The sequence below is a fragment of the Micromonospora sp. NPDC047670 genome (assembly GCF_043204915.1).
GTDB lineage: Bacteria > Actinomycetota > Actinomycetes > Mycobacteriales > Micromonosporaceae > Micromonospora.
On the sequence record NZ_JBIDDA010000014.1, the window covers coordinates 121,062 to 146,915 of the forward strand.

6 protein-coding genes are annotated in these 25,854 nt (G+C 75.9%); 1 reads left to right on the forward strand and 5 read right to left on the reverse strand.

The window, feature by feature from the left end; all coding sequences use genetic code 11:
- Positions 1-618 precede the first annotated feature (618 nt).
- On the forward strand, positions 619-3,441 hold the full coding sequence (locus tag ACGF7U_RS26495) for an AAA family ATPase (RefSeq protein ID WP_393111096.1): 2,823 nt from the start codon (positions 619-621) through the stop codon (positions 3,439-3,441).
- Between the two features lie 413 nt (positions 3,442-3,854).
- Here the strand turns inward: ACGF7U_RS26495 and ACGF7U_RS26500 are convergent, their stop codons facing one another.
- The 5 genes from ACGF7U_RS26500 to ACGF7U_RS26520 form a co-directional block, all read right to left on the reverse strand.
- A complete protein-coding gene (locus ACGF7U_RS26500; RefSeq protein ID WP_393111098.1) occupies positions 3,855-4,688 on the reverse strand; it encodes an ABC transporter permease in 834 nt (277 codons plus the stop codon).
- Positions 4,685-5,737: an ABC transporter ATP-binding protein gene (locus tag ACGF7U_RS26505; protein WP_393111100.1), complete on the reverse strand. Its 1,053-nt coding sequence runs from the start codon at positions 5,735-5,737 to the stop codon at positions 4,685-4,687. The genes ACGF7U_RS26500 and ACGF7U_RS26505 overlap by 4 nt, the downstream gene beginning before the upstream one ends.
- Before the next feature lie 87 nt (positions 5,738-5,824).
- A complete protein-coding gene (locus ACGF7U_RS26510) occupies positions 5,825-11,299 on the reverse strand; it encodes a type I polyketide synthase (protein ID WP_393111112.1) in 5,475 nt (1,824 codons plus the stop codon).
- 31 nt (positions 11,300-11,330) lie between these two features.
- The gene (locus ACGF7U_RS26515; protein ID WP_393111102.1) at positions 11,331-20,777 is read right to left on the reverse strand and encodes a type I polyketide synthase; all 9,447 of its coding nucleotides are present in this window, start codon (positions 20,775-20,777) and stop codon (positions 11,331-11,333) included.
- A gap of 47 nt (positions 20,778-20,824) precedes the next feature.
- The gene (locus tag ACGF7U_RS26520; RefSeq protein WP_393111104.1) at positions 20,825-25,819 is read right to left on the reverse strand and encodes a type I polyketide synthase; all 4,995 of its coding nucleotides are present in this window, start codon (positions 25,817-25,819) and stop codon (positions 20,825-20,827) included.
- Positions 25,820-25,854 lie beyond the last annotated feature (35 nt).

Consider the following 25,854-nt stretch of genomic DNA (forward strand, 5'->3'; position numbering starts at 1 on the left):
CCCCGCTCGCCGTCGGCCACCCCGCCGGCCCTCGCTCCCGCCGACCGTCGTCGGCCGCCGACCGGTCCCGGAGGCGCTGACCGTCACGGGCCGCCGACCGGCCTGGCTCGGTGGTGCTTCCCCCGGGCCCTGCCCGCGCCCCCGGAAGGGCCCGGGGTCGGCGTCCGTCCGCCCCCGCGTGGGTCGCTGTTCACCCGGTCACACTCCGCCGGACGGGGCAGCGCCCTGGGCCGCGGTATGACACCGTCGGGGCGTAGCGCCGACACCGTTCGTTCATCGGGTCGTCATTCCCGGCGTCCGGCCAATCTCGACACCCCCTTGTCGCGATTCGCGCAACCCCTAACACCCCATCAAGTCCGCAGGTTTGTGCGCGAAACCATGGGGTCTCACGCCGGTTGTCGCACAACCACCCCGATGCCAGACTCGCCTGAGCGCACAGACCGTCCGGCCGACGGCACGGTCCGGCGAAGAATTTCCAGGTCCACCCGGCATGGCGGCCCGGTGCGCTCCACCCCTACCCCGGTAGGCGCGGCGGAGGGGCGGCTGTCCGGCAAGGGGGGGGCGGCGTCGGTGACACCGGGGTTCCGGTTCCGCGCCGCGTACGAGGAGGGCTGACACGTGGTGCTGGTGCAGCAGGAGGAGCAGACGACCCGTCTCCAACGGGCGTTCCGCGCGTGCGAGGAGCAGCAACGAGGACACGTCGCGCTGGTCACCGGCGCCGTCGGCAGCGGGAAGACGAGTTTGCTGGAGGCGTTCAGCGAGTGGGCGGCCGCCGCCGGCGGGCAGGTGATGAGCGCCGCCGGTTCCCGCGCCGAGCGAGGGCTCCACCTGGGAGTGATCGGGCAGTTGTTCCACAGTGCCCGGCTCGCGCCCGAGGCGGCGGCCCGGGTGGAAGACCTGCTGCGGGACGCCACCACCGCGCCCCTGCCCGAGCCCGGCGGCGAGGCCACCGAGGGTGACCGGGCCTGGGCTCCGCTGCTGCACGGCCTCTTCGCCACCCTGCTCGACCTGGCCGGCACCGGACCGCTGGTCCTGGCCATCGACGACGTGCACCACGCGGACCCGGCCTCGCTGCACTGCCTTCTCTACGTGACCCGCCGGCTGCGCCACGCCCGGATCATGGTCGTGCTCGCCGAGGCGTCGACGCTGCGCCCGCCGCACCCGCTGTTCCGCGCCGAGTTGCTCAGCCAGCCGCACTTCTCCCGGATCGCCCTGCCGCCGCTGACCGTGGACGCCGTGGCCCGGCTGATCGACGGGGACGCCGGGACGGCCGACGCCCGCGAGGCGGCGGCACGCTGCGTGGACATGACCGGGGGCAACCCGCTGCTCACCCGGGCGCTGCTCGAGGAGCGGGCCAGCGGCGAGCCGGGCGACGAGGCCTGCCCGGCCGTCGGCGACGCGTTCGACCAGGCCGTGCTCGGCTGCCTCTACCGGCACGAGCCGGGGGTGCGCCGGGTGGCGCAGGCACTGGCCGTACTGAATCGGCCGGCGCCGACCGAACTGCTCGGCCACCTCCTCGACGTGGTGCCCGAATCCACGGCCCCGGCGGTGCGGGTGCTGCGCACCTCGGGTCTGATGGAAGCCGACCAGCTGCGCCACCCGCGCATCCTGCACTCGATCCTCGCCGACATCTCCCCCGACGAGCGGCGGAGCCTGCACCAGCGGGCCGCCGAGGTCCTGCACGACCACGGCGCCGAGCCGAGCGCGGTCGCCGAGCACCTGGTGGCCGCCGGCTGGGCGGACGCGCCCTGGGTGGTGCCGGTGCTCCAGGACGCCGCCGGACACGCCCTGGCGTCGGGCCGGCCCGACGTGGCCGCCGCCTGCCTGCGCCTGGTCTCCCGCGCGTGCGTGGACGATCGACAGCGGACCGCCACCACCGAGATGCTGGTGAACGCGCGCTGGCAGGTCAACCCGCTGGCCGTGAACGGGCAACTCACCGAGCTGGTGGAGACGGCACGGGCTGCCGGGTGGTCGACCGACGCGGGCCTGTCCGCCGTGCCGTACCTGCTCTGGCAGGGCAGGGCGGAGGAGGCCACCGAGGCCGTCAGCGCCTTCTCCGCCGAGGAGCAGCCCGGCTCGGCCGGGGCCGCCGCGCGGCTGCGGATGATGCAGCTGCTGGTGGCCCTCTCCCACCCGGACCATCTGGCCACCGTGCGGGAGACCCCGAGCACCTGGAGCCGGGCGGCGAGCGCGCCGACCACGATCAGTCCGCTCCTGCAGGCCGTTACGGTGCTGCACGCCGCGCTGACGCCGGCGGCGGAGAACGACACCGTCGCGACCGCCGAACAGCTCCTCCAGCGTCACCACACCGACGACGGCTCACTGGGTCTGCTGACCGCTCCCCTGCTGGCGCTGCTCTGGTCGGGCCGGTCGGACCGCGCCGCCGCGTGGGGGGACGTGCTGCTCGACCGGCCCGCCGCGCGGCACGCCCCGGTGTGGCGGGCCGTCATCCGGGCGGTCCGGGCGGAGGCGGCGCTGCGCGTCGGCGACCTGCCCGGCGCCGAGCACCACGCCCGGACCGCGCTGTCGGACATCCCCGCTCCGGCCTGGGGGGTGGCGGTCGCGGGTCCGCTGGCCACACTGGTCGCCTGCGCCACCGAGGCGGTCCGGTTGTCCGAGGCGGACCGCTGGCTCGCCCACCCGGTGCCGCCCGGCATGTTCCGCACCCCGCTGGGCCTGCACTACCTGGCCGCCCGCGCGCGGCACCACCTGGCCGTACGCCGACCCCACGCCGCGATCACCGACCTGCGGCGGTGCGGCGAGCTGATGCGCGCCTGGGGCATCGACGCGGCCGGGCTGGTGCCGTGGCGGCTGGAGCTGGCCCGGGTGCAGCTCAGCGTCGGCAACAAGACGCAGGCCACGCAACTCCTCCAGGAGCAGTTGCGGGTGCCGCACGGGGTCGATGACCGGACCCGGGGCCGGACGCTGCGGCTGCTCGCCACCACCGCCGCCCAGGACCATCGGCGCAAGCTGCTCTCGGAGGCGGTCAGCCTGCTGCAGGCCAGCGGTGACCGGCTGGAGCTCGTGCGGGCCCTCGGCGACACCGGCCAGACGCTGCAACGGGCCGGGGACTCCGCCCGCGCCCGGCTGCTCGTCCGCCGGGCCTACCAGCTGGCCCAGGACTGCGGCGCGTCGGTGCTCGCCCAGCGCCTGATCCGGCGCGAGCCGGGCAGCGGGCTGCCGGCGTACCCGAGCGCCGCCGAGATGCAGGAACCCGACGACGGGCTGAGCGACGCCGAGCGCCGGGTGGCCGCGCTGGCCGCCCAGGGGCACACCAACCGGCAGATCTCCAGCAAGCTGTTCATCACGGTGAGCACCGTCGAGCAGCACCTGACCCGGGTCTACCGCAAGCTGGACGTGAAGCGGCGCACCGACCTGCCGTCCCGGCTCGTCGCGTACGCGGAGGGGCTGACCGAGGAGACGCAGGGCGCGGCGTCCTGACGTACGCGCCGAGGGGGCGCCGCGCTCATCCGCGCGGCGCCCCCTCGGCGCGTACGACGCCCGGTGGCGACGGCCCCGACGGTGCGACGCGCCGCGCCGGCTGGCCGCCCCGCGAACGGCATCGCCAGCCGCGGCGCGCCGACGTGGACGGCGTTGGCGGCGCCGCGGCCGACGATGACCCGCGCGTGCGGGTGGGCCGGCACGTGCGGTGCGCGGGCGGCCAACGCCGTCCACCCGCAGCGTCGGCCCCGGCAGCCGCCGCGCGGGCGGCAGGAGGTGCTGCTGCTGGCGGGGGGCCGCGACGATCTGGCACACGAAGACCTCCGGGTGAGGTGGGACCGGCAAGTCCCACCTCACCCGGAGGTTTCTGCGCGCGTCCGCGGTCACCGCCGGGTCGGCGGCGGCCCGGACGCCTAGTCCATCGAGCGGCGCAGGAAGCCGCGCATGCCGATCAGCGAGAACATCACGAAGACGCCGGCGAGCACGGTCATGCAGATCCAGAGCGGCACGGACTCGACCCCCGGCGGGGCGACCAGCGCCCGGGTCGCCTCGCTGATGTAGGTGAGCGGGTTGAGCGCGCAGATCACCTGGTACCAGCGCAGCCCGTCCAGGCCGAGCAGCGGGAACTGGGTCGCGCCGGTGAACATCAGCGGGGTCATCACCACGGTGAACATGATCTGGATGTGCTGCGTCGGCACCAGCGTGCCGAAGGCGAGGCCGACCGCCGCACCGACCAGCGCGCCGACCACCAGCACCCCGATCACCTTGGCAACGAGCGCCCAGGGCCAGGTGACCCCGAGCATGAGCATGCCGACCGGGATCAGCACCACGCCGGCGATCGTCCCGCGGATGCCGCCGAAGACGATCTTCTCCAGGGCCACCAGCGGAATCGCCATGGGCGACAGGAGGCGGTCCTCGATCTCCCGGGTGAAGGAGAAGTCCATCATCATCGGCAGCGCGGTGTTCTCCAGCCCGATCAGGAAGGCGTTCAGCGCGATGACGCCGGGCAGCAGCACGTTGGCGAAGTCGTCGCTGGCGTAACCCAGGTCGCCGAGCACCTTGCCGAAGATCAGCAGCATGAACAGCGGCTGGATGAAGACCTGGAGCAGGAAGCCGACCAGCTCCCGGCCGGTGACGAACAGGTCCCGCGAGAGCACCGCCCGGAACGTGGCGAACTGGTCCAGCGCGCGCACCGGCGGCGGCGAGGCCGGAGGCGCGGACGGGGTGGCGGGGGCGGCGACGCTCACCGAAGTTCCCTTCCGGTCAGGTGGATGAAGACGTCTTCCAGGCTCGGCTGGCCGATGTTGAGGTCACGGACCTCGCAGCCCAGGTCGGCGAGGATCTTCATCGCCATCGGGATGGCGTTGGCCGGCTGGGTGCTGGTGTAGACCCGGAAGGAGAGCGGGGCGTCCGGATCGGCGGGCGCGTCGGGGGCCGGCGCGGGCATCGGCATCGGTGGCATGCCGGGGAACCCCGGCGCGGCGGCGGGCGCCGGGGCGGTCACCTTGAAGTGCTCCACCTGCTCCACGTCCGGGATGGCGTCGAGCGCGGCCCGAATCTCCTCGGCGGGGGCGCCGGGGGTCACGACGAGGGTCAGGGTGCTGCTGCCCGGCAGCGTACGGGTCAGCGCGGACGGGGTGTCCAGGGTGAGCAGCTTGCCGTGGTCGACGATGCCGACGCGGTCACAGAGCTTCTCCGCCTCGTCCATGTCGTGCGTGGTGACCACCACGGTCACCCCGGACCGCTTCAGCTCCGCGATCCGGTCGTGCACGAAGAGCCGGGACTGCGGGTCCAGGCCCGCGGACGGCTCGTCGAGGAAGAGCACCCGGGGCGAGTGCATCAGCGCCCGGGCGATCATCGTGCGCTGGGCGAGGCCGCCGGACAGGAAGTCGGTACGGTGGTTCGCGAATTCCTTGAGCCCCATCTGCTCCAGCAGCTCGTCCGCCCGCCGGATGCGTTCCGCCCGGGGCACCCGGTGGTACGCCGCGTGGAACAGCAGGTTCTGCCGGACGGTCAGCGCCCGGTCCAGGTTCACCCGCTGCGGTACGACCGCCAGCAGCTGCCGCGCGACAGCGGGCGCGCCGATCACGTCCGCGCCGCACACCCGGGCGCGGCCCGAGGTGGCCCGCACCCGTGTGGTCAGCACCCCGATCGTCGTCGTCTTGCCCGCACCGTTCGGCCCGAGCAGGCCGAAGACCTCACCGGCGCCGACGGAGAAGCTCAGTCCGTCCACCGCCGGTGGCATGTTGGGCTGGTACCGCTTGACCAGCTCCGTGACCACCACTGCCTCGTCCACGTCGTCATGCTCCGTCCTGGAACGTCGGTCCGATAGATGTACGTGCGCCGATAGGGGGCGCTAGGGGCACGCCAGGGGCGGCACCGGTCACAGGCCCCGCGCGGCCAGCCACCGCTGCACCGTGCCGGCGAGTTCCGGCCCCCGGTCGGCGACCATGCTGAAGTGGTCGCCGGCCGCGTCCACCGCCTCGTGCGGGTACGGCCAGCTGGACCGCCAGCCGTCCTTGTCGCCGTCCCACTCCCCCAGCGGCTCGCTGGCCCGCACCAGCAGGGTCGACGCCGCCATCGGGGCGGGCTGCCACTCCATGAACAGCGGCAGGTAGCCCGCCCAGGCGGTCGTCCGCCAGTCGTCCATCGGCGTGTACGCGCTGTCCCGGTCGATCATCCCGTCGAGCAGCTGCGGCACCCACCTGCCCAGCACCTCGCTGTTCGCCGGGTAGGTGTCTATCAGCACGACGGCGGCCGGCGACCGGCCCTGGCGTTCCAGCTCGCCGGCGAGCAGGTTGGCGACCATCGCGCCGCCGGAGTGGCCGGCGAGCACGAACGGGCCGGCGCCGACGGCACGCAGCACCGTGTCGGCGTGCACCCGCAGCAGGGCGTCGAGGTCGGCGGGCAGCTCCTCGCCCACGCCGAAGCCGGGGTTGGGCAGGGCCCACACGTCCCGCACGCCGCGGAAACCGGCGGCCAGCCGGGCGTACTCGTGGGCTCCGGAGAGCAGCGACATGGTGCAGCAGCAGACCAGTGGCGCGCCGGTGCCGCCGCCGGCCAGCCGGAGGATGCCCGCCGGTCGGGTGAGCTGCGCCGGTTCGCCGAAGCTGGGCCGGAACTGGGCGAGCTTGACCAGGAGTTCGGCGTACCCGGCGGGATCCTCGCGCGCCTTGGGCTGGTTGAACAGCCCGCCGAGCAGCCCACCGCCGGCGCCGCCGGAGGCGGGTGTCCCGGGGTCCGGGGCCGCCCCGGCCGCGTCGGCGTCGCCGTCGACGAGCTGGGCGAGCAGGTGGCGGGCCAGCGCCGTCGGGGTGGGGTGGTCGAAGAGCAGCGTGGCGGACAGCTCCGCCCCGGTCTCGTGGCGCAGCGCGTCCCGCAGCTCAAGCGCGGTCAGCGAGTCGAAGCCCAGTTCCAGGAAGTCCCGGTCGGCCTCGACCGCGCCGGGCGAGGCGTGCCCGAGCACCGTGGCCACGCGCGCCCGGACCAGGTCCAGCAGGATCCGGTGCCGCTCGGCGGCGGGGGCGCCGGCCAGCCGGTCGCGCAGCACCCGCGCCGGGTCGGCCACCTCGCCGTCGGGTCGGGTGTCCCGTCCGGCGCCGGCCGTCGCTTCGGGCACGCCGCGCAGCAGCGGAGCGGGCCGTACGGCGGTGAAGGCCGGCACGAACGCGGGCCAGTCCAGGTCCGCGACCGCGACGTGGTCGTCGCCGCCGCCCATCGCCTGCTGGAGCGCGGCGACGGCCAGGTCGGGGGCGAGCGGGCGGACCCCGCGGCGGCGCAGCTGCGCCGGGTCGCCGACCTCGTCGGCCCAGGGCACCCAGGCGACGACGGTGGCCGGCCGGCCGGCGGCACGGCGGTGCGCGGCCAGCGCCTCCAGTCCGGTGCCGGCGGCGGCGGCGACCGCCGCGCCCCCACCGCCCCAGACGGCGGCGGTGGAGGCGAAGACGACGAACTCGTCCACCGGCCGGTCGGCACAGGCCCGGTCGAGCTGCGCCACGGCGGCGGCGCGGGCGGCCACGGCGCCGGCCAGGTCGCTCGGGCGCAGTGCCGCGACCGGCTCGCCGGCCCCGTCGGAGTCGGCGACGTGCAGGACGGTGCGGACCGCGGTGCCGTCGGCGGCCAGCCGGTCCAGCACCTCCGGCAGCCGGTCGGGGTCGTCGACGGCGGTGACGGCGACGCCCGGCCCGGTCAGCCCGGCGGGGGCCGCGGGGCCGGCGAGGACGAGGTGGGTCGCGCCGCGGTCCACGAGCCACCGCAGCAGGTGCGGGGCACGCACCCCCGCCGCGCCGTGCACCAGGACCGCGCCGCGGGGCCGCCAACCCTCGTCGGCGGCCGGGGCGGCCGGGGCGCGGGACAGCCGCCGCGCGTACACCCCGCCGGAGCGGACCGCGAGCTGGTCCTCGTCGCCGTCGGCCGCGACGAGGCGGGCGAGCGCCGCGAGGGCGGCGTCGTCCGGGTGCGCCGGCAGGTCGACCAGTCCGCCCCACAGGCGCGGTTGCTCCAGCGCGAGCACCCGGCCCAGCCCCCAGACGTACGCCCCGGCGACGTCGGGCGCGGGATCGTCCGCGCCGACGGCGACCGCGCCCCGGGTCACGGTCCACACCGGCGTGCCGCTCCCGGCCTCGCCGAGGGCCCGGACCAGCGCGGCGGTGCCGGCCAGCGCGGCGGTGCCCCCGGCCGGCCCCCCCGCCGCCAGCAGCGAGACCACGAGCGACGGCGCGGACCCGGCGGGCAGCGCCCGGGCGACCTCGTCCGGGTCGTCGCCAACGGTGACGAGCACCGGGTCGAGCCCTTCGGCGCGCAGGGCGGCCAGCAGCGCCGGGGCGTCGGTCCCCGTCCGGGCGACCACCAGGCAATCGCGGGTCGCGCCGGCGCCGACGGACGGTGGATCGACGCGCACCCAGCCGGTGCGGTACCGCAGGCCGTCGAGTGCGGACCGGCGGCGCCGGCCCTCCCGGTAGGCCGCGAGGGCGGGCAGCAGCGTGGTCAGCGCGTCCTGCCCGTCGGCGTCCAGGCCGAGCGCGGCGGCCAGGGCGGCGGGCCGCTCCTGCTCCACGGCGGCCCAGAACTCCTCGTCCTGACTGGCGGCGGCGGGCTGGGTGAGGTCGAGGACGGGCGGGTCCGGCCAGTACCGCTCGTGGTGGAAGGCGTAGGTGGGCAGCTCGACCCGGGCGGTGTCGGTGCCGGCGAAGAGGGACGGCCAGTCCACGCCGGCGCCCCGCAGGTCGACGGCGGCGAGCGCGGCGAGGAGGGCGGCCGGCTCCGGCTGGTCGCGGCGGCCCAGCGAGACGAAGGCCGCCGCGTCGGCGTCGGGCAGGCACTCCCGGGCCATCGCGGTCAGCGCCCCGTCGGGGCCGAGCTCCAGGAAGGTCGCCGCCCCGGCGGCGGCCAGGGTGGCGACGCCGTCGTGGAAGCGGACGGTGTCCCGGAGGTGGTCGACCCAGTAGCCCGGGTCGGTGGCCTGGGCGGCGGTGAGCGGCGCGCCGGTGCGGTCGGAGACGACCGGCAGGGTCGGTGGGTGCCAGGTGACCTTCTCGGCCACCACCCGGAAATCGGCCAGCACCGCGTCCATCCGCGCGGAGTGGAAGGCGTGGCTGACCCGCAGCCGGCGGGTCCGCACGCCCCGGCCGGCGAGCCGCTCCCCGGCCGCGAGCACGGCGTCCTCGTCGCCGGAGAGCACCACGGAGGCGGGGCCGTTCACGGCGGCCAGCGCCACCCGGTCGTCGAGCAGCGGGGCCACCTCGGCCTCGGACGCCCGGACCGCCAGCATCGCCCCGCCGGCCGGCAGCGCCTGCATGAGCCGACCCCGGGCGGCCACCAGGGTCGCCGCGTCGGCCAGCGACAGCACGCCGGCCACGTGCGCCGCGGCCAGCCCGCCGACCGAGTGTCCGAGCAGCTGCTGCGGGCGCAGGCCCCACGCGGTGACCAGCCGGTAGGCGGCCACCTCGTACGCGAACAGCGCCGGCTGGGTGAACTCGGTGCGGTCCAGCAGCTCCGCCTCGGGCGAGCCGGGGCGGGCGAACACCACCTCGCGCAGCGGGCGGCTCAGGTGCCGGTCCAGCTCCCCGGCCACCTCGTCGAAGGCGGCGGCGAACACGGGGAACCGGCGGTGCAGGTCGGCGCCCATTCCGGGGCGCTGCGCGCCCTGGCCGGTGAAGAGGAGGGCGAGCTTGCCGGCCGGGCGGGCCACCCCGCGCACCACGCCGGGGGCGGGCCGGTCCTCGGCGACGGCGCGCAGGCCGGCCAGTAGGGCGTCCCGGTCGTCGCCGGTCACCGCGGCCCGGTGCGGCAGCGCCGCCCGGGTGGTGACCAGCGAGTACGCCACGTCGGCGGGGGCCAGGTCGGGGTGGGCGGCCAGGTGGTCCAGCAGCCGGCGGGCCTGTCCGGCCAGGGCCGGCGCGGACCGGGCGGAGACGATCCAGGGGGTCGGCGGGGCGGGCGTACCGGCCGGCCGGGCGGCGACCGCGTCCGCCTCGGCGGCCTGCTCGATGATGACGTGCGCGTTGGTGCCGCTGATCCCGAACGCGGAGACGCCGGCCCGGCGCGGCTGCCCGGTGTCCGGCCAGGGCTGCGCCCCGGTCAGCAGGGACACCGCCCCGGCGGACCAGTCGACGTGCGGGGTGGGCTCGTCGACGTGCAGGGTCGGCGGCAGCACCCCGTGCCGCATGGCGAGGACCATCTTCATCACCCCGGCCACACCCGCCGCCGCCTGGGTGTGCCCGATGTTCGACTTGATCGACCCCAGCCACAGCGGCCGGTCCGCGGGCCGCTCCCGCCCGTACGTGGCGATCAGCGCCTGCGCCTCGATCGGGTCGCCGAGCGTGGTGCCCGTACCGTGCGCCTCCACCACGTCGACCTGGCCGGCGGTCAGCCCGGCGTTGGCCAGCGCCTGCCGGATCACCCGACGCTGGGAGGGGCCGTTGGGGGCGGTCAGGCCGCTGCTGGCACCGTCCTGGTTGACGGCGCTGCCCCGCACCACGGCGAGGACGGGGTGGCCGTTGCGGCGGGCGTCGGAGAGCCGCTCGACCAGCAGCATGCCCACCCCCTCGGACCAGCCGGTGCCGTCGGCGGCGGCGGCGAACGACTTGCACCGGCCGTCGGTGGACAGCCCGCGCTGCCGGGAGAACTCGACGAAGACCGTCGGGGTGGCCATCACCGACACCCCGCCGGCCAGCGCCAGCGTGCACTCCCCCAGCCGCAGCGCCTGACACGCCAGGTGCAGCGCGACCAGCGACGAGGAGCAGGCGGTGTCCACGGTGACCGCCGGCCCCTCCAGCCCCAGGGCGTACGAGATCCGGCCGCTGGCCACGGCGGCCGCGCTGCCGGTGCCGAGGTAACCCTCGACGCCGCCGCTGACGCCGGAGAGCAGCGCGGCGTAGTCGCCCTGGCTGCTGGTCGCCGCGTACACGCCGGTGGGCGCGCCGCGCAGCGTGGTCGGGTCGATGCCGGCGCGCTCGAACGCCTCCCAGGCGGTCTCCAGCAGCAGCCGCTGCTGCGGGTCCATGGCGAGCGCCTCGCGGGGGCTGATGCCGAAGAACGCGGGATCGAAGTCCCCGGCGGAGTAGAGGAAGCCGCCCTCCCGCACGTACGACGTGCCCCGGCTGTCGGGGTCGGTGTCGTAGAGCGCGCCCAGGTCCCAGCCCCGGTCGTCGGGGAACGCCGACATCGCGTCGGCGCCGGCGGCGACGAGGTCCCACAGCTGCTCCGGCGATCCGACGCCACCGGGGAACCGGCAGCTCATCCCGATGATCGCCACCGGCTCGCCGAGCGCGGCGGTGAGCTGCTGGTTCTGCTGCCTGAGCTTCTGGTTGTCGAGCAGGGAGGCGCGCAGCGCGCTGACGACCTCGTCCAGGGACACACTCATCGGGGGCTCCTCAGGGCGGGCCGGGTCACGAGTCGGACCCTTCCAGGGCCATCCGGACCAGGCCGGCGACGTCGAGTTCGTGGATCTGGGCCTCCGGCGCGGCCGGGGCGGCGGGCGCCACGGCCACCGGGCCGGCGCTCGTACGGGCCAGCTGGAGCAGCTGGTCGAGCAGGCCCGCCTGGCGCAGCTCGTCCAGCGGGATCGCGGCGAGGGCCCGCCGGACCGTCTCCTCGTCGCCGCCGTCGCCGGCGTCGGCGTCGGCGTCGGGGAAGAGCTCCTCGTACAGGTGGTCGGCGAGGCCGGCCGGCGTCGGGTAGTCGAAGACGACCGTGGTGGGCAGGTCGCGCCCGGTCGCCGCGGTGAGCAGGTTGCGCAGCTCCACGGCGGTGAGCGAGTCGAAGCCGAGGTCCAGGAAGCCCCGGTCGGTCTCGATCACGTCGCCCGAGGTGTGGCCGAGCACCTTCGCCGCGTCGACCCGCACCATCTCCAGCAGCGCGGCCCGACGTTCGTCGGCGGGCAGGGCCCGCAACCCGGCGAGCAGGTCCGGGCCGGCGGGCGCCGGCCCGTCCGGCGCGTCGGCCGGGGTGGCGGCCAGCGCGCGCACCGCGGGCAGGTCGCCCAGCAGCGGGCTGGGCCGCAGCGCGGTGAACAGCGGTTGGAAGGTGGCCCAGTCGACGTCGGCGACGGTGACGCAGGTGTCATCGGCCGCCAGGGCGTGTCGCAGGCCGGCCATCGCCACGCCCGGCGGCATCACCCGCAGGCCGCGGCGGCGCAGCTGCTCCGCCGCGCCGTCGGTGTACATGCCCGACTCGGTCCACGGGCCCCAGGCGACGGAGGTGGCCGCGAGGCCCCGGCCGCGCCGCCACTCGGCGAGCGCGTCCAGGTAGGCGTTGCCGGCCGCGTACGCGCCCTGCCCGCCGCTGCCCCACACGGCGGAGATGGACGAGAAGAGCACGAACGCGTCCAGCTCGGCGTCGCCGAGCAGCTCGTCGAGGTGCTCGGCGCCCGACAGCTTCGGGGCGATGACGTACGCCAGGTCCTCCAGGGTGGTGTCGGCCAGCGGCACCACCTCGCTGACCCCCGCGGCGTGTACCACCGCGCGCAGCGGCGGGCCCTCCCGCCGCAGGTCGACCAGGAGCGCGGCCATGGCGGCCCGGTCGGCGGCGTCGCACCGGGCCACCCGGCAGTCCACCCCGAGGCCGGTCAGCTCGGCCAGCAGGTCGGCCGCGCCCGGGGTGTCGGTGCCCCGCCGGCTGGTCAGCACCACCCGCTCCGCGCCGGCACCGGCCACCCAGCGGGCCACGTGCCCGCCGAGCGCGCCGGTGCCGCCGGTGATCAGCACCGTGCCGCGGGGCTGCCACGGCTCGGGCTCCCCGGCGGTGACGGCCGGGGCGAGCCGCCGGACCAGCACGCCGGACGCGCGGACGGCGAGCTGGTCCTCGGCGCCGCCGCCGGTGAGGATGCCGCCGAGCCGCATCGACGTCCAGGGATCGACGGTGGTGGGCAGGTCGACCAGCCCGGCCCAGCGGGCGGGCTGCTCCAGCGCCGCCACCCGGCCCAGCCCCCACAGCATCGCCTGCCGGGGGTTGGCCGGGACGTCGCCGTCGCCGACCCCGACCGCGCCCTGGGTGACGCACCAGAGCCGGGCCCGGGCGTCGAGGTCGGTCAGCTGCTGGAGCAGGTGCACGGTGGCGGCGAGGCCGCGGGGCAGCGCCGGGTGCTCGGCGTGCGGGGCGTCGTCCAGGCCGAGGAAGGAGAGGATCGACAACGGCTCGTCGGCCGCGCCGAGGGCCTCGGTGAGGACGTCGGCGAGCCGAGCGCAGAGCTCGTCGGGGCCGGTGGCGGTGTCCACGGCCACGGTGGTCACGTCCCCGCCGAGGGTCCAGGTGCAGGAGTGCAGGTCCGGGTCGTCCGCCCGGTCGGCGGGCAGCAGCACCAGCCAGCGGCCGGCGTCCTGCTCCGCCGTGGTCTCCGCGATGGGCTCCCAGCGCACCTGGTACCGGCTGCCGTCCACCAGTGACCGTTCTCGGCCGCGCCGCCGCCACGCGGACAGGGCCGGCAGCACGGCCTGGAACGGCTGGTCGGGATGCACGTCGAGGTCGCGGGCCAGCGAGTCGAGGTCCTCGGCCTCGACCGCCGCCCAGAAGCGGCGCTCGACCTCGGTGCGGTCGTCCTCGGCGGTCAGGCTGGCCCACGGCGGCGGCTCCGGCCAGTAGCGCTGCCGGTCGAAGGCGTACGTGGGCAGGTCGACCCGCTGGGCGCCGGTGCCCTCGTACAGGGTGGACCAGTCCGGCGGGACACCGTGCGTGTGCAGCGCGGCGACCGCCCGCAGCAGGGTGGCCGGCTCGGGACGTTCCCGGCGCAGGGTGGGCACGACCAGCGGGGCCCGGCCGCCGGTCGGGGCGCCGTCGGCGAGGACGGCCTGGGCCAGGGCGGTCAGCACCCCGTCCGGACCGATCTCGACGTAGCCGGTGACGTGGTGGTCCCGCAGCGCCGTGACGGCGTCGGCGAAGCGCACGGCGTCGCGGGCGTGCCGTACCCAGTACTCCGGCGTGCCGATCTCCGTCGCGTCGACCGGCGCGCCGGTGACGGTGGAGATCATCGGGACGGTCGGGTCCTGGTACCGCAGCCGGCCGGCGACGGCGGCGAGGTCGTCGAGCACCGGGTCCATCAGCGGGCTGTGGAACGCGTGGCTGACCGTCAGCCGCCGGATCCGTACGCCCCGGGCGGTCCACTCGGCGGCGAGTTCCTCGACGGCGTCGCCGGCCCCGGACACCACCACGGCGGCGGGGCCGTTGACGGCGGCGACCGAGACCCGGTCGGCGCGGTCGCCGAGCGCGGCGGTCACCTCGGCCTCGGTGGCGGCGATGGCGAGCATCGCGCCGCCGGCCGGCAGCGCCTGCATCAGCCGACCCCGGGCGGCGACCAGCTCGGCGGCGTCGGCCAGGGCGAGCACCCCGGCGGCGTGGGCGGCGGCGAACTCGCCGATGGAGTGTCCGGCGACCGCGGCGGGGCGGACGCCCCACGCCTTGAGGAGTCGGAACAGCGCCACCTCGACGGCGAAGAGCGCCGGCTGGGTGAACTCGGTCCGGTCCAGCAGCTCCGCGTCCGGGGTGCCGGCGGCGGCGAAGAGCACCGGCTTCAGCGGGCGGGGCAGGTGCGGGTCGAGGGCGGCGCAGACCTCGTCCAGCGCGGCGGCGAAGACGGGGAACGCCTCGGCCAGCTCGCGGCCCATCCCGGCCCGCTGGGCCCCCTGGCCGGAGAACAGGTACGCCACCTTCGGCCGGGGGGCGGCCGCGCCGGTGACCAGCAGCGGCGAGTCCTCCCCGGCGGCGAGGGCGCGCAGCCCGTCGCCCAGCGTGGACGGGTCGGTGGCGAGGACGACGGCCCGGTGTTCCAGGGCGGCCCGGGAGACCACCGAGGACCAGCCGACGTCGACCGTCGACGGGGCCTGCGGCCCGGTCAGCTGCTCGGCCCAGCGGGCCGCCTGGGCGGCCAGCGTGGTCGCGGTGCGTCCCGACAGCAGCACGGGCACCACCGGCAACCGGGCCGGGTCCCCCGCCGGCTGTTGCGCGTCGGACGGCTCCGGGGCCTGCTCCAGGATGGTGTGCGCGTTGGTGCCGCTGATCCCGAACGAGGAGACGGCGGCCCGGCGCGGGTGGTCGGTGACCGGCCACGGGCGGCCCTCGTCGAGCAGCTCGACCGCACCGGCGGTCCAGTCCACCTGGTTGGTCGGCTCGTCGACGTGCAGGGTCCGCGGCAGGTAGCCGTGCTGGAGGGCCAGCACCATCTTGATGATTCCGGCGACCCCGGCGGCGGCCTGGGTGTGCCCGATGTTGGACTTGATCGAGCCGAGCAGCAGCGGCTGGTCGGCCGGGCGGTCCTGCCCGTACGTGGCCAGCAGCGCCTGCGCCTCGATCGGGTCGCCGAGCCGGGTGCCGGTGCCGTGCGCCTCGACGGCGTCCACCTCGGCGGCGGTGAGGCGGGCGTTGGCGAGGGCCTGCCGGATCACCCGCTGCTGCGACGGCCCGTTCGGCGCGGTGAGGCCGTTGGACGCGCCGTCCTGGTTGACGGCGCTGCCCCGGATCACCGCGAGCACGGGATGGCCGTTGCGGCGGGCGTCGGACAGCCGCTCGACCAGCAGCACGCCGAGGCCCTCGCCCCAGCTCGTGCCGTCGGCGGCGGAGGCGAACGCCTTGACCCGGCTGTCCGGAGCCAACCCCCGCTGCCGGCTGAAGCCGACGAACACGCCGGGAGTTGACATCACGGTAACGCCGCCGACGAGGGCGAGGGAGCACTCCGTCTGGCGCAGCGCCTGGCAGGCCCAGTGCAGCGCGACCAGCGACGAGGAGCAGGCGGTGTCCACCGACACGGCGGGCCCCTCCAGCCCGAGGGTGTACGACACCCGGCCGGAGAGCACGCTGCCGGCGTTGCCGGTCATCAGGTGCCCCTCGGCGCCCTCGGTGCTGTACATCAGGTTGCGGTAGTCCTGGTAGTTGGTGCCGACGAAGACACCGGTGGGGCTGCCGCGCAGCGCGGTCGGGTCGATCCCGGCCCGCTCGATCGCCTCCCAGGACGCCTCCAGCAGGAGCCGCTGCTGCGGGTCCATGGCCAGGGCCTCGCGGGGGCTGATGCCGAAGAAGGCGGCGTCGAAGTCGGCGACCCCGGCGACGAAGCCGCCCTCCCGGGCGTAGCTGGTGCCCTCGTTCTCCGGGTCGGAGTCGAAGAGCCGGTCGAGGTCCCAGCCCCGGTCGGTGGGGAACCCGCCGATCGCGTCGCCGCCGGCGGCGAGGAGCTGCCACAGCTGCTCCGGGGTGTCCGCCCCGCCGGGAAGCCGGCAGCTCATCGCCACGATGGCGATCGGCTCGTCGTCCGCGGCCGGGGCGGCCGGGGCGGGGGACGCGACGTCCGGCGCGACCCCGGTGAGCAGCTCGTCGAGGCGCGCGGCGAGCACGGTCGGGTTCGGGTAGTCGAAGGCGAGCGTCGCGGGCAGCCGCAGGTCGGTGGCGGTGGCCAGGAAGTTGCGCATGTCGACGGCGGTCAGCGAGTCCAGGCCGAGGTCGCGGAAGGGCCGGGTGGCCGGGATGTCGTCGGCCGCGCCGTAGCCGAGCGCGGTCGCCGCGCACTGGCGGACCAGCTCCAGCAGCGCCGCCGAGCGCTCCGCCGGGGAGTGCCCGGCGAGCCGCCGGGCCAGCGCCGACGGTACGTCCGTCTCCTCCGCGCCGGTCTCCGGCGCGTCCGGCCGGTTGGCCTCCCGCACCTCGGCGAGGTCGCCGATCAGCGGGCTGGGCCGGACCAGGGTGAACGCGGGGGCGAACCGGGTCCAGTCGATGTCGGCGATGACGGTGGTGGTCTCGCCGCGCCGCAGCGCCCGCGCGAGGGCCTCGACGGCCAGGTCGGGATCCATGCCGACCATGCCGCCGCGGCGAAGCCGCTGCTGGGCGCGTTCGTTGTCGGCGGGCAGGCCGGCGCCGCTCCACGCGCCCCAGGCCACCGAGAGGGCGGGCCGGCCCTCGGCCCGGCGCCGCTCGGCGAGGGCGTCGAGGAAGGCGTTCGCCGCCCCGTACGCGCCCTGCCCGGCGTTGCCGGTGGTGCCGGCGACCGAGGAGAACAGCACGAAGGCGTCCAGGTCCAGGTCGCGGGTCAGCTCGTCCAGGTGGACGGCGGCGAGGCTCTTGGGCCCGGCGACGGTGTCCAGGCGCTGCGGGGTGGCGGTGTCCACGATCCCGTCGTCGAGGACGGCGGCGGTGTGCAGCACGGCGCTCACCGGGGCGTCGCCGGGGACGCCCGCCAGCAGGTCGGCCACCTGCGCCCGGTCGGTGACGTCGCAGCGGGCCACGGTCACCCGTACGCCGAGGTCGGTCAGCTCCGCGGCCAGCTCGGCGGCGCCCGGGGCGTCCTGCCCGCGCCGGCTGGCCAGCAGGACGTGCGCGGCGCCGGAGCGGGCCGCCCAGCGGGCCAGGTGCCCGCCCAGCCCGCCGGTGCCGCCGGTGATCAGCACGGTGCCGCGCATCCGCCAGGTGTCGTCCGGCGTCGCGCCGGGCGCGGGGGTCGGTTCGGGCTCGGTGATCCGGGTGAGCCGGCGGGCGAATACCCCGGAGTCGCGGACGGCGAGCTGGTCCTCGCCGCCGCTGTCGCCGAGCGCCGCGCAGAGCCGGATGCCGGTCCACGGGTCGAGGGCCTCCGGCAGGTCGACCAGGCCGCCCCAGCGGTCGGGGTGTTCCAGGGCGACCGCGCGGCCGAGGCCCCAGACCGCGGCGGCCGCCGGGTGCGGCGGCGGGTCCCCGGCGTCGACGGCGACGGCGCGCCGGGTGGCGCACCACAGCGGCGCCTCGACGTCGAGCGCCCCGAGCGCCTGCACCAGCAGGACGGTCCCGGTGACGCCCAGAAAGGTGGCGGGGTGTTCGGGGTGTGCCCGCTCGTCCAGCCCGAGCAGCGACAGCACCGTGGCGGGGCCGCCGTCGGCGGGGAGCGCGGCGCGCAGCAGGTCGGCCAGTTCCGCCGGGTCGGTCATCGCGTCCACCTCGACGGGTACGACGTCCGCGCCGACGCTGCCGAGCGCGCCGAGCACCTCGACGACGATCGGCTCGTCGACCAGCGCGGCGGGGATCGGGACCAGCCAGGTCCCGTCGAGCCGGTCCAGCGGCAGGTCGGGCAGGGCCGGCCAGGTGATCCGGTAGCGCCACCGGTCGATGTCCGGCTCGCCGTCCTGCTGGGCGGGGAAGACGGGCGGCGCGGGCCAGTACCGCTGGTGGTCGAAGGCGTAGGTGGGCAGGTCGACGGTGTCGGTCTCGGCGAGAATCCTCGTCAGGTCGACGGGCAGGCCGATCGCGTGGGCGGTGGCCAGGTTGGTCAGCAACCGGGTCGGGTCGTCGTCACCGCGACGCAGACTGCCCAGGGTGTACCCGCTGGCGCCGGTGTCATCGAGGATCGCGGTGACCGGCATGGTGAGCACCGGATGCGGGCTGATCTCCACGAACACGCTGTGCCCGGCGGCGACCGCCACGCGCACGGCGGCGTCGAACCGCACGGTCTGCCGCAGGTTGTCGTACCAGTAGTCCGCCGTCATGCTTGCGGGATCGACCCAGTCCCCCGTCAGCGTCGAGAGGAGGCGGGTGTGACCGGGCTGCGGGACGATGTCGGCCAGATCGGCGCGCAGTTGTTCGGCGACCTCCCGCACCGCCGGCGAGTGCGACGCGTAGTCCACCGGAATCAACCGCGCCCTGATGCCCTCGGCCTGACACGCCTCCACCAGGTCCGCGACCGGCTGCGGCGGACCCGACACCACCACGGTCGACGGGCCGTTGACCGCGGCAACCCCGACACCCGGAAAGCCGTCCAGGCGGGCGGTGACGGCCTCGGCGGACAGGTCCACCGACGCCATCGTCCCCGAACCCCGCAGCACCGTCAGCGCCCGCGACCGCAACGCCACCGCCCTCGCCGCGTCCTCCAGCGACAGGATCCCGGCCACACAGGCCGCACCGATCTCACCCTGCGAATGACCAATCACCGCCGCCGGGGTGACACCGGCGTGCTGCCACAGCGCGGCGAGGGCGACGCCGACGGCCCACAACACGGGCTGTACGACCTCGACGCGCGCCAACCATGACTCGTCCCCACCGGTGAGCACCGACACCAGATCCACGTCCAGATACGGGGCGAGAGCACGCTGACACTCCGCCAGCCGCGCGTCGAACACCGGCGCACGACCCACCAGACCAGCCGCCATCCGCACCGACTGCGCACCCTGACCCGGAAACACGAACACCGGACCGGCGGGGTGGGACGAGGCCACACCCGTGACCACGTTGCCCGCCGGCAGCCCGCCCGCGAGCGCGTCCAGGCCCGCCAACAGTTCCCCGGTGTCCGCGCCGACGACCGACGCCCGGTGGTCGAACGCCGACCGGGTCGTGGCGAGGGACCAGCCGACCGCCGCCGGGTCCAGACCGTCGTGCCCGCGCACGTACGCGGCGAGCCGGGCGGCCTGGCCCGCGAGGGCGGGCTTCGACCGCGCCGACACCGGCCAGATGAGCGCGTCGGCGGCGACCAGTCCGGGGGCGGGGTCGGACGGGCGGTCCTCGGCCGGCTCGTCCGGCTGCTCGATGATCACGTGGGCGTTGGTGCCCGAGATGCCGAAGGAGGACACGGCGGCCCGCCGGGCCCGGCCCGTCTCGGGCCACGGTCGCGCCTCGGTGACCAGTTCCACCGCGCCCGCCGTCCAGTCGATGTGCGGGGACGGCGCGTCGACGTGCAGCGTCGCCGGGACGATCCCGTGCCGGATGGCCAGCACGGTCTTGATCACCCCGGCGACGCCGGCGGCGGCCTGGGCGTGCCCGATGTTCGACTTCACCGAGCCGAGCAGCAGCGGCGCGGCCTCCCCGCGGTCCTGCCCGTACGTGGCGAGCAGCGCCTGCGCCTCGATCGGGTCGCCCAGCTTGGTGCCGGTGCCGTGCGCCTCCACCACGTCGACGTCCGCCGTGGACAGCCGCGCCGAGGCGAGGGCCTGGCTGATCACCCGCTGCTGTGCCGGCCCGTTCGGCGCGGTCAGCCCGTTGGACGCGCCGTCCTGGTTGACGGCGGAGCCGCGGACCACCGCGAGGACCCGGCGGCCGTTGCGACGGGCGTCCGACAGCCGCTCGACCAGCAGCCAACCGACCCCCTCGGAGAACCCGGCGCCGTCGGCGGACGCGGCGAACGACCTGCACCGCCCGTCCGGGGAGAGGGCGCGCTGCCGGCTGGATCCGATGTAGAGGCCGGGGGTGGCCATCACGGTCACCCCGCCGGCCAGGGCCAGGTCGCACTCCCCCGCCCGGAGGGCCTGCACGGCGAGGTGCAGCGCCACCAGCGACGAGGAGCAGGCCGTGTCGATGGAGACGGCCGGCCCCTCCAACCCGAGCGTGTACGACACCCGGCCCGACGCGACGGCCGCCGCGCCGCCGGTCATCGAGTGCCCCTCGTCGCCGTCCGGCGACATCATGAGCAGGGTGCCGTAGTCCTGCCCGTTGGTGCCGACGAACACCCCGGTCCGGCTGCCGCGCAGCGAGGCCGGGTCGATCCCGGCGGCTTCGACGGCCTCCCAGGACGTCTCCAGCAGCAGGCGCTGCTGGGGGTCCATGGTCAGCGCCTCTCGGGGCGAGATGCCGAAGAAGGCGGAGTCGAAGTCCCCGGCCCCGTCGACGAACCCGCCCTCCCGGGCGTACGAGGTGCCCGGGTGGTCGGGGTCGGGGTGGTAGAGCCGCTCCAGGTCCCAGCCCCGGTCGTCCGGGAACGGGGTGACGGCGTCCCGGCCGTCCCGCACCAGCTCCCACAGGTCGTCGGGGTTGCGCACCCCGCCGGGCAACCGGCAGCTCATCGCCACGATCGCCACCGGCTCCAGTTCCTGCGACTGTGCCTCACTGAGCCGGCGGCGGGTGTCGTGGAGATCCGCCATGACCCGCTTGAGGTAGTCGCGGAGCTTGTCTTCATTGGCCATCGGAGTGCCGCTTCCTCGGGAGGGACGGGAGAGAGCCGGAGCTGGGGTCAGGAGATGCCGAGGTCCTTGTCCACCATCGCGAACAGTTCGTCGTCGGTGGCGTCGTCCAGGTGCCGGCCGATGTCGGCGCCGCCGCTGTCCTGGCCGAGCCGGGAGAGCATCGCCTGGAGGCGTACGGTGGCGCGCACCCGCGCCGCCTCGTCCCGCGCCACCACGTCGAGGTTGTCGGCGATCCGGTCGAGGTCGTCGAGGAGCGCGGTCGGGGTGACCACGTCGTCGTGGGCGACCTCGGCGAAGAGGTACTCCGCCAGGGTCGTCGGGGTCGGGTAGTCGAAGACCAGGGTGACCGGGAGGGCCACGCCGGTGGCCGAGCCGAGCCGGTTGCGCAGCTCGACGGCGGTGACGGAGTCGAAGCCCAGCTCCCGGAACGCCCGGTGCTCGTCCACCGACTCGGCGGACGGGTAGTTGAGCACGGCGGCGACCTGGCTGCGGACCAGGCCGAGCAGTACGGCGAGCCGGTCGGCGGCGGGCAGCCCGGCGAGCCGGTCCTGCAACGAGTCCGGGCCGTCGCCCGCCTCCACGCTGGCCACCTTCTCGGCCGTCTGGAGCCGGCGCACGTCCGGCAGGTCGCTGATCAGCGGGCCGGGCCGGGTGGCGGTGAAGGCGACGGAGAACCGTTCCCAGGCGATGTCGGCGATGGTGAGGAACGCCTCGCCGTGGTCCACGGCCTGGTGCAGCGCGGCGATGGCCGCGTCGGGCGTCATCTCGGGCACGCCGTGCCGGTGCAGCAGCTCGCCGAGCGGGCCGTCGGCCATGCCGCCGCCGGCCCAGGCGCCCCAGGCGATGGAGGTGGCGGGCAGGCCGAGGCCGCGCCGGTGCTGGGCTAGCGCGTCGAGGAACGCGTTGCTCGGGGCGTAGTTGCCGACACCGGAGCTGGCCACGCTGCCGGCGAAGGACGAGAACATGATGAACGCGGAGAGGTCCAGGTCCATGGTCAGCTCGTGCAGGTTGTACGCGACGTCGACCTTGGCCTGGAGCACCCGCTCGATCTGTTCCACCCGAATGTCGTTGATCATGGCGTCGTCGAGCACGGCGGAGGCGTGCACGACCGCGGTGAGCGGGTACTCGACGGGGATCGCGTCGATCAGGGCGGCCAGCGCGTCCCGGTCGGCGGCGTCGCACTCGACCACGGTGGCCCGGGCGCCGAGTTCGGTGAGGTCGTCGACGAGCTGCTGGGCGCCCGGCGCCGCCATGCCGCGCCGGCTGACGACGACGATGTTCTCCACGCCGCTGCGGGCCAGCCAGCGGGCGGCGTGCCCGCCGAGCGCGCCGGTGCCGCCGGTGACCAGCGCGGTGCCGTACGGCTGCCACGGGTTCGCCGGCTGGCTGTCGCCGAGCGGGACGCGGGTGAGCCGGCGGGCGAGCAGGCCGCCGGGGCGTACCGCGATCTGGTCCTCCTCGCCGGCGGCGGTGAGGGCCGCGACCAGCAGGTCGGCGGAGTGCGCGTCGACGGCCTCGGGCAGGTCGACGAGGCCGCCCCAGCGCTGCGGGTGCTCCAGCGCGGCGACCCGGCCGAAGCCCCAGACCAGCGACTGCACCGGGGAGCGCAGCAGGTCGGTGAGGCCCACCGACGCGGCGCCGGAGGTGACGCTCCACATGGGGGCGCGCAGGCCGATGTCGCCGAGGGCCTGGAAGAGCGCGACGGTGGCGGCGAAGCCGCCGGGCACGGACGGGTGCAGGGGGTGGGCCAGCTCGTCGAAGGCGAGCAGCGAGACCACGGCGGTCACCTCGGCGACCTCGTCGTCACCGCGCGACGCGCCGACGAGCGCCTCCCGCAGCAGCTTGCCGAACAGGTCGCGGTCGACGTCGGGGGTGGAGACGGGGACCGGGACGATGGTCGCGCCGGCCGCCGTGAACGCCTCGACGCAGGCGTCCTGCCAGGGCTCGATGATGTCGCCGGTGGGCAGGACGACGACCCAGGTGCCGGTCATGCCCCGGTTGGCGACACCGGTCAGCGGCTTCCAGGTGTCCTGGTAGCGCCAGCTGTCGATGTCGGACTGGCGGCGGCGCCGCCGGCGCCACGAGGTGAGCAGCGGCAGGGCCGGGAGCAGCGCGTCGAGGGCCTCGTGCGGCGGGGTGTCCTCGGTGGCGACGGTCTCGGCGAGGGCGGTGAGGTCCCCGCGTTCCACGGCGGCCCAGAAGCTGGCGTCGCTCGGGTCGGCCGCGCCCTGGAGCAGGCTCTCCAGGTCGGGGCCGCCGCTGCCGTCCAGCCAGAACCGCTGGTGGTCGAAGGCGTACGTGGGCAGCGGCGCGACCTCGGTCTCGGCGAGGACCTTCGTCAGGTCGACGGGCAGGCCGATCGCGTGGGCGGTGGCGAGGTTGGTGAGCAGGCGGGTGGGGTCGTCGTCGCCGCGGCGCAGGCTGCCCAGGGTGTGCCCGCTGGTGCCGGTGTCGTCGAGGATCGCGGTGACCGGCATGGTGAGCACCGGGTGCGGGGAGATCTCCACGAACACGCTGTGCCCGGCGGCGATCGCGACGCGCACGGCGGCGTCGAACCGCACGGTCTGCCGCAGGTTGTCGTACCAGTAGTCCGCGGTCATCGAGGCGGGGTCGACCCAGTCGCCGGTGAGGGTGGAGACGAGCCGGGTGTGACCGGCCTGCGGGGTGACGTCGGCCAGGTCCGCGCGGAGCTGCTCGGCGACCTGCTGCACGGCCTCGGAGTGGGAGGCGTAGTCCACCGGGATGAGCCGGGCGCGCAGGCCCTCGGCCTGGCACGCCGCCACCAGGTCGGCGACGGTCTGCGGCGGGCCGGACACCACGACGGTGGACGGGCCGTTGACCGCCGCCACCCCGACGCCCGGGAAGGCCGGCAGGCGATCGGCGACCGCGTCGGCCGAGAGGTCCACCGACGCCATCGTCCCCGTGCCGCGCAGCACGGCCAGGGCGCGGGAGCGCAGCGCCACGGTCCTCGCGGCGTCCTCCAGGGTCAGGATGCCGGCCACGCAGGCCGCGCCGATCTCGCCCTGCGAGTGACCGACCACCGCGTCCGGCACGACGCCGGCCGCGCGCCACACGGCCGCGAGGGCGACGCCGACGGCCCACAGCACCGGCTGCACCACCTCCACCCGCGCCAACCACGACTCGTCCTCGCCGGTGAGCACCGACACGAGATCCACGTCCAGGTAAGGGGCGAGGGCCCGCTGGCACTCGGCCAGCCGCGCGTCGAACACCGGCGTACGACCGACCAGGCCGGCGGCCATCCGCGCCGACTGGGCGCCCTGGCCCGGGAACACGAAGACGGGGCCGGCGCCGGCCCCGGTGACCGTGCCGGTGACGAGGTTGCCGGCCGGCTGGCCGGTGGCCAGGGCGTCCAGCCCGGCCAGCAGGTCCGCGGCGTTCGCGCCGACCACGGCGGCGCGGTGGTCGAACGTCGACCGGGTGGCGGCGAGGGACCAGCCGACCGCCGCCGGGGTGAGGTCGCCGTGCTCACGCACGTGCCGCGCGAGCCGGACCGCCTGGCCGGCGAGGGCGGCCTTCGACCGGGCCGACACGGGCCAGACCGTCACGTCCGAGGCGATCAGGCCGGGCCGTCGCGCGGCTTCGACGGCGACGGCCTCGGCGGCCTCCTCCCCGTCGACGGTCCCGGGGGCGGCGACGCGCGGCCGGTACTCCTCCAGGATGACGTGGGCGTTGGTGCCGCTCACGCCGAACGAGGAGACGCCGCCGCGGCGGGGGCGGTCCAGCTCCGGCCACGGCTTGGACTCGGTGAGCAGGGACACCGCCCCGGCGGTCCAGTCCACGTGCGGGGACGGCTCGTCGACGTGCAGGGTCTCCGGCATGACGCCGTTGCGCAGCGCCATCACCATCTTGACCAGCCCGGCGACCCCGGCGGCGCTCTGGGTGTGGCCGATGTTCGACTTCACCGAGCCGAGCCACAGCGGCCGGTCGGCCGGTCGGTCCTGCCCGTACGTGGCGATGAGTGCCTGCGCCTCGATCGGGTCGCCGAGGGTGGTGCCGGTGCCGTGCGCCTCGACCATGTCGACGTCGGCGGTGCCGAGCCGGGCGTTCGCGAGGGCCTGCCGGATGACCCGCTGTTGGGAGGGGCCGTTGGGGGCGGTGAGCCCGTTGGACGCGCCGTCCTGGTTGAGGGCGCTGCCCCGGATCACGGCGAGGACCGGGTGGCCGTTGCGCTCGGCGTCGGCCAGCCGCTCCACGACCAGCACGCCGCCGCCCTCGCCCCAGCCGGTGCCGTCCGCGCCGGCCGCGAACGCCTTGCACCGGCCGTCGACGGACATGCCGCGCTGCCGGGAGAAGACGACGAAGACGCCGGGGGTGGCCATCACGGTGACACCACCGGCGATGGCGAGGTCGCACTCGCCGCGACGCAGCGCGTTCACGGCGAGGTGCAGGGCCACCAGCGACGACGAGCAGGCGGTGTCCACGGTGACGGCCGGGCCGTTGAGGCCGAGGGTGAACGAGATCCGGCCGGACGCGACGCTGGTGGTGTTGCCGGTGCCGAGGTACATGTCGACGCCCTCGGGCACGTGCGGCAGGCCGATGCCGTAGTTGGAGGTGCTCAGCCCGACGAAGACGCCGGTAGAGCTGCCGCGCAGCGACAGCGGGTCGATGCCGGCCCGCTCGATGGCCTCCCAGGACGTCTCCAGCAGCAACCGCTGCTGCGGGTCCATGGCCAAAGCCTCGCGCGGCGAGATGCCGAACAGCGTCGGGTCGAAGTCGCCGGCGCCGTCGAGGAACCCGCCGACCCGGGTGTAGCTCTTGCCCGGCTTGTTGGGGTCGGGGTCGTAGAGCGCCTCCAGGTCCCAGCCCCGGTCGTCCGGGAACTCGGTCAGGGCGTCCCGGCCGTCGGCGACGAGCTCCCACAGGTCCTCCGGCGACCGGACGCCGCCGGGGAAGCGACAGCTCATGGAGACGACGGCCAGCGGCTCCTGGTCGCGTGCCTCGACGGTCTGCAGCTTGCGCCTGGTCTCGTGCAGGTCGGCGGTCACCCGCTTGAGGAAGTACCGCAGCTTGTCGTCGCTCATCGGGTGGCACCTGCCTCGGTTCGGAAGTCGGTCAT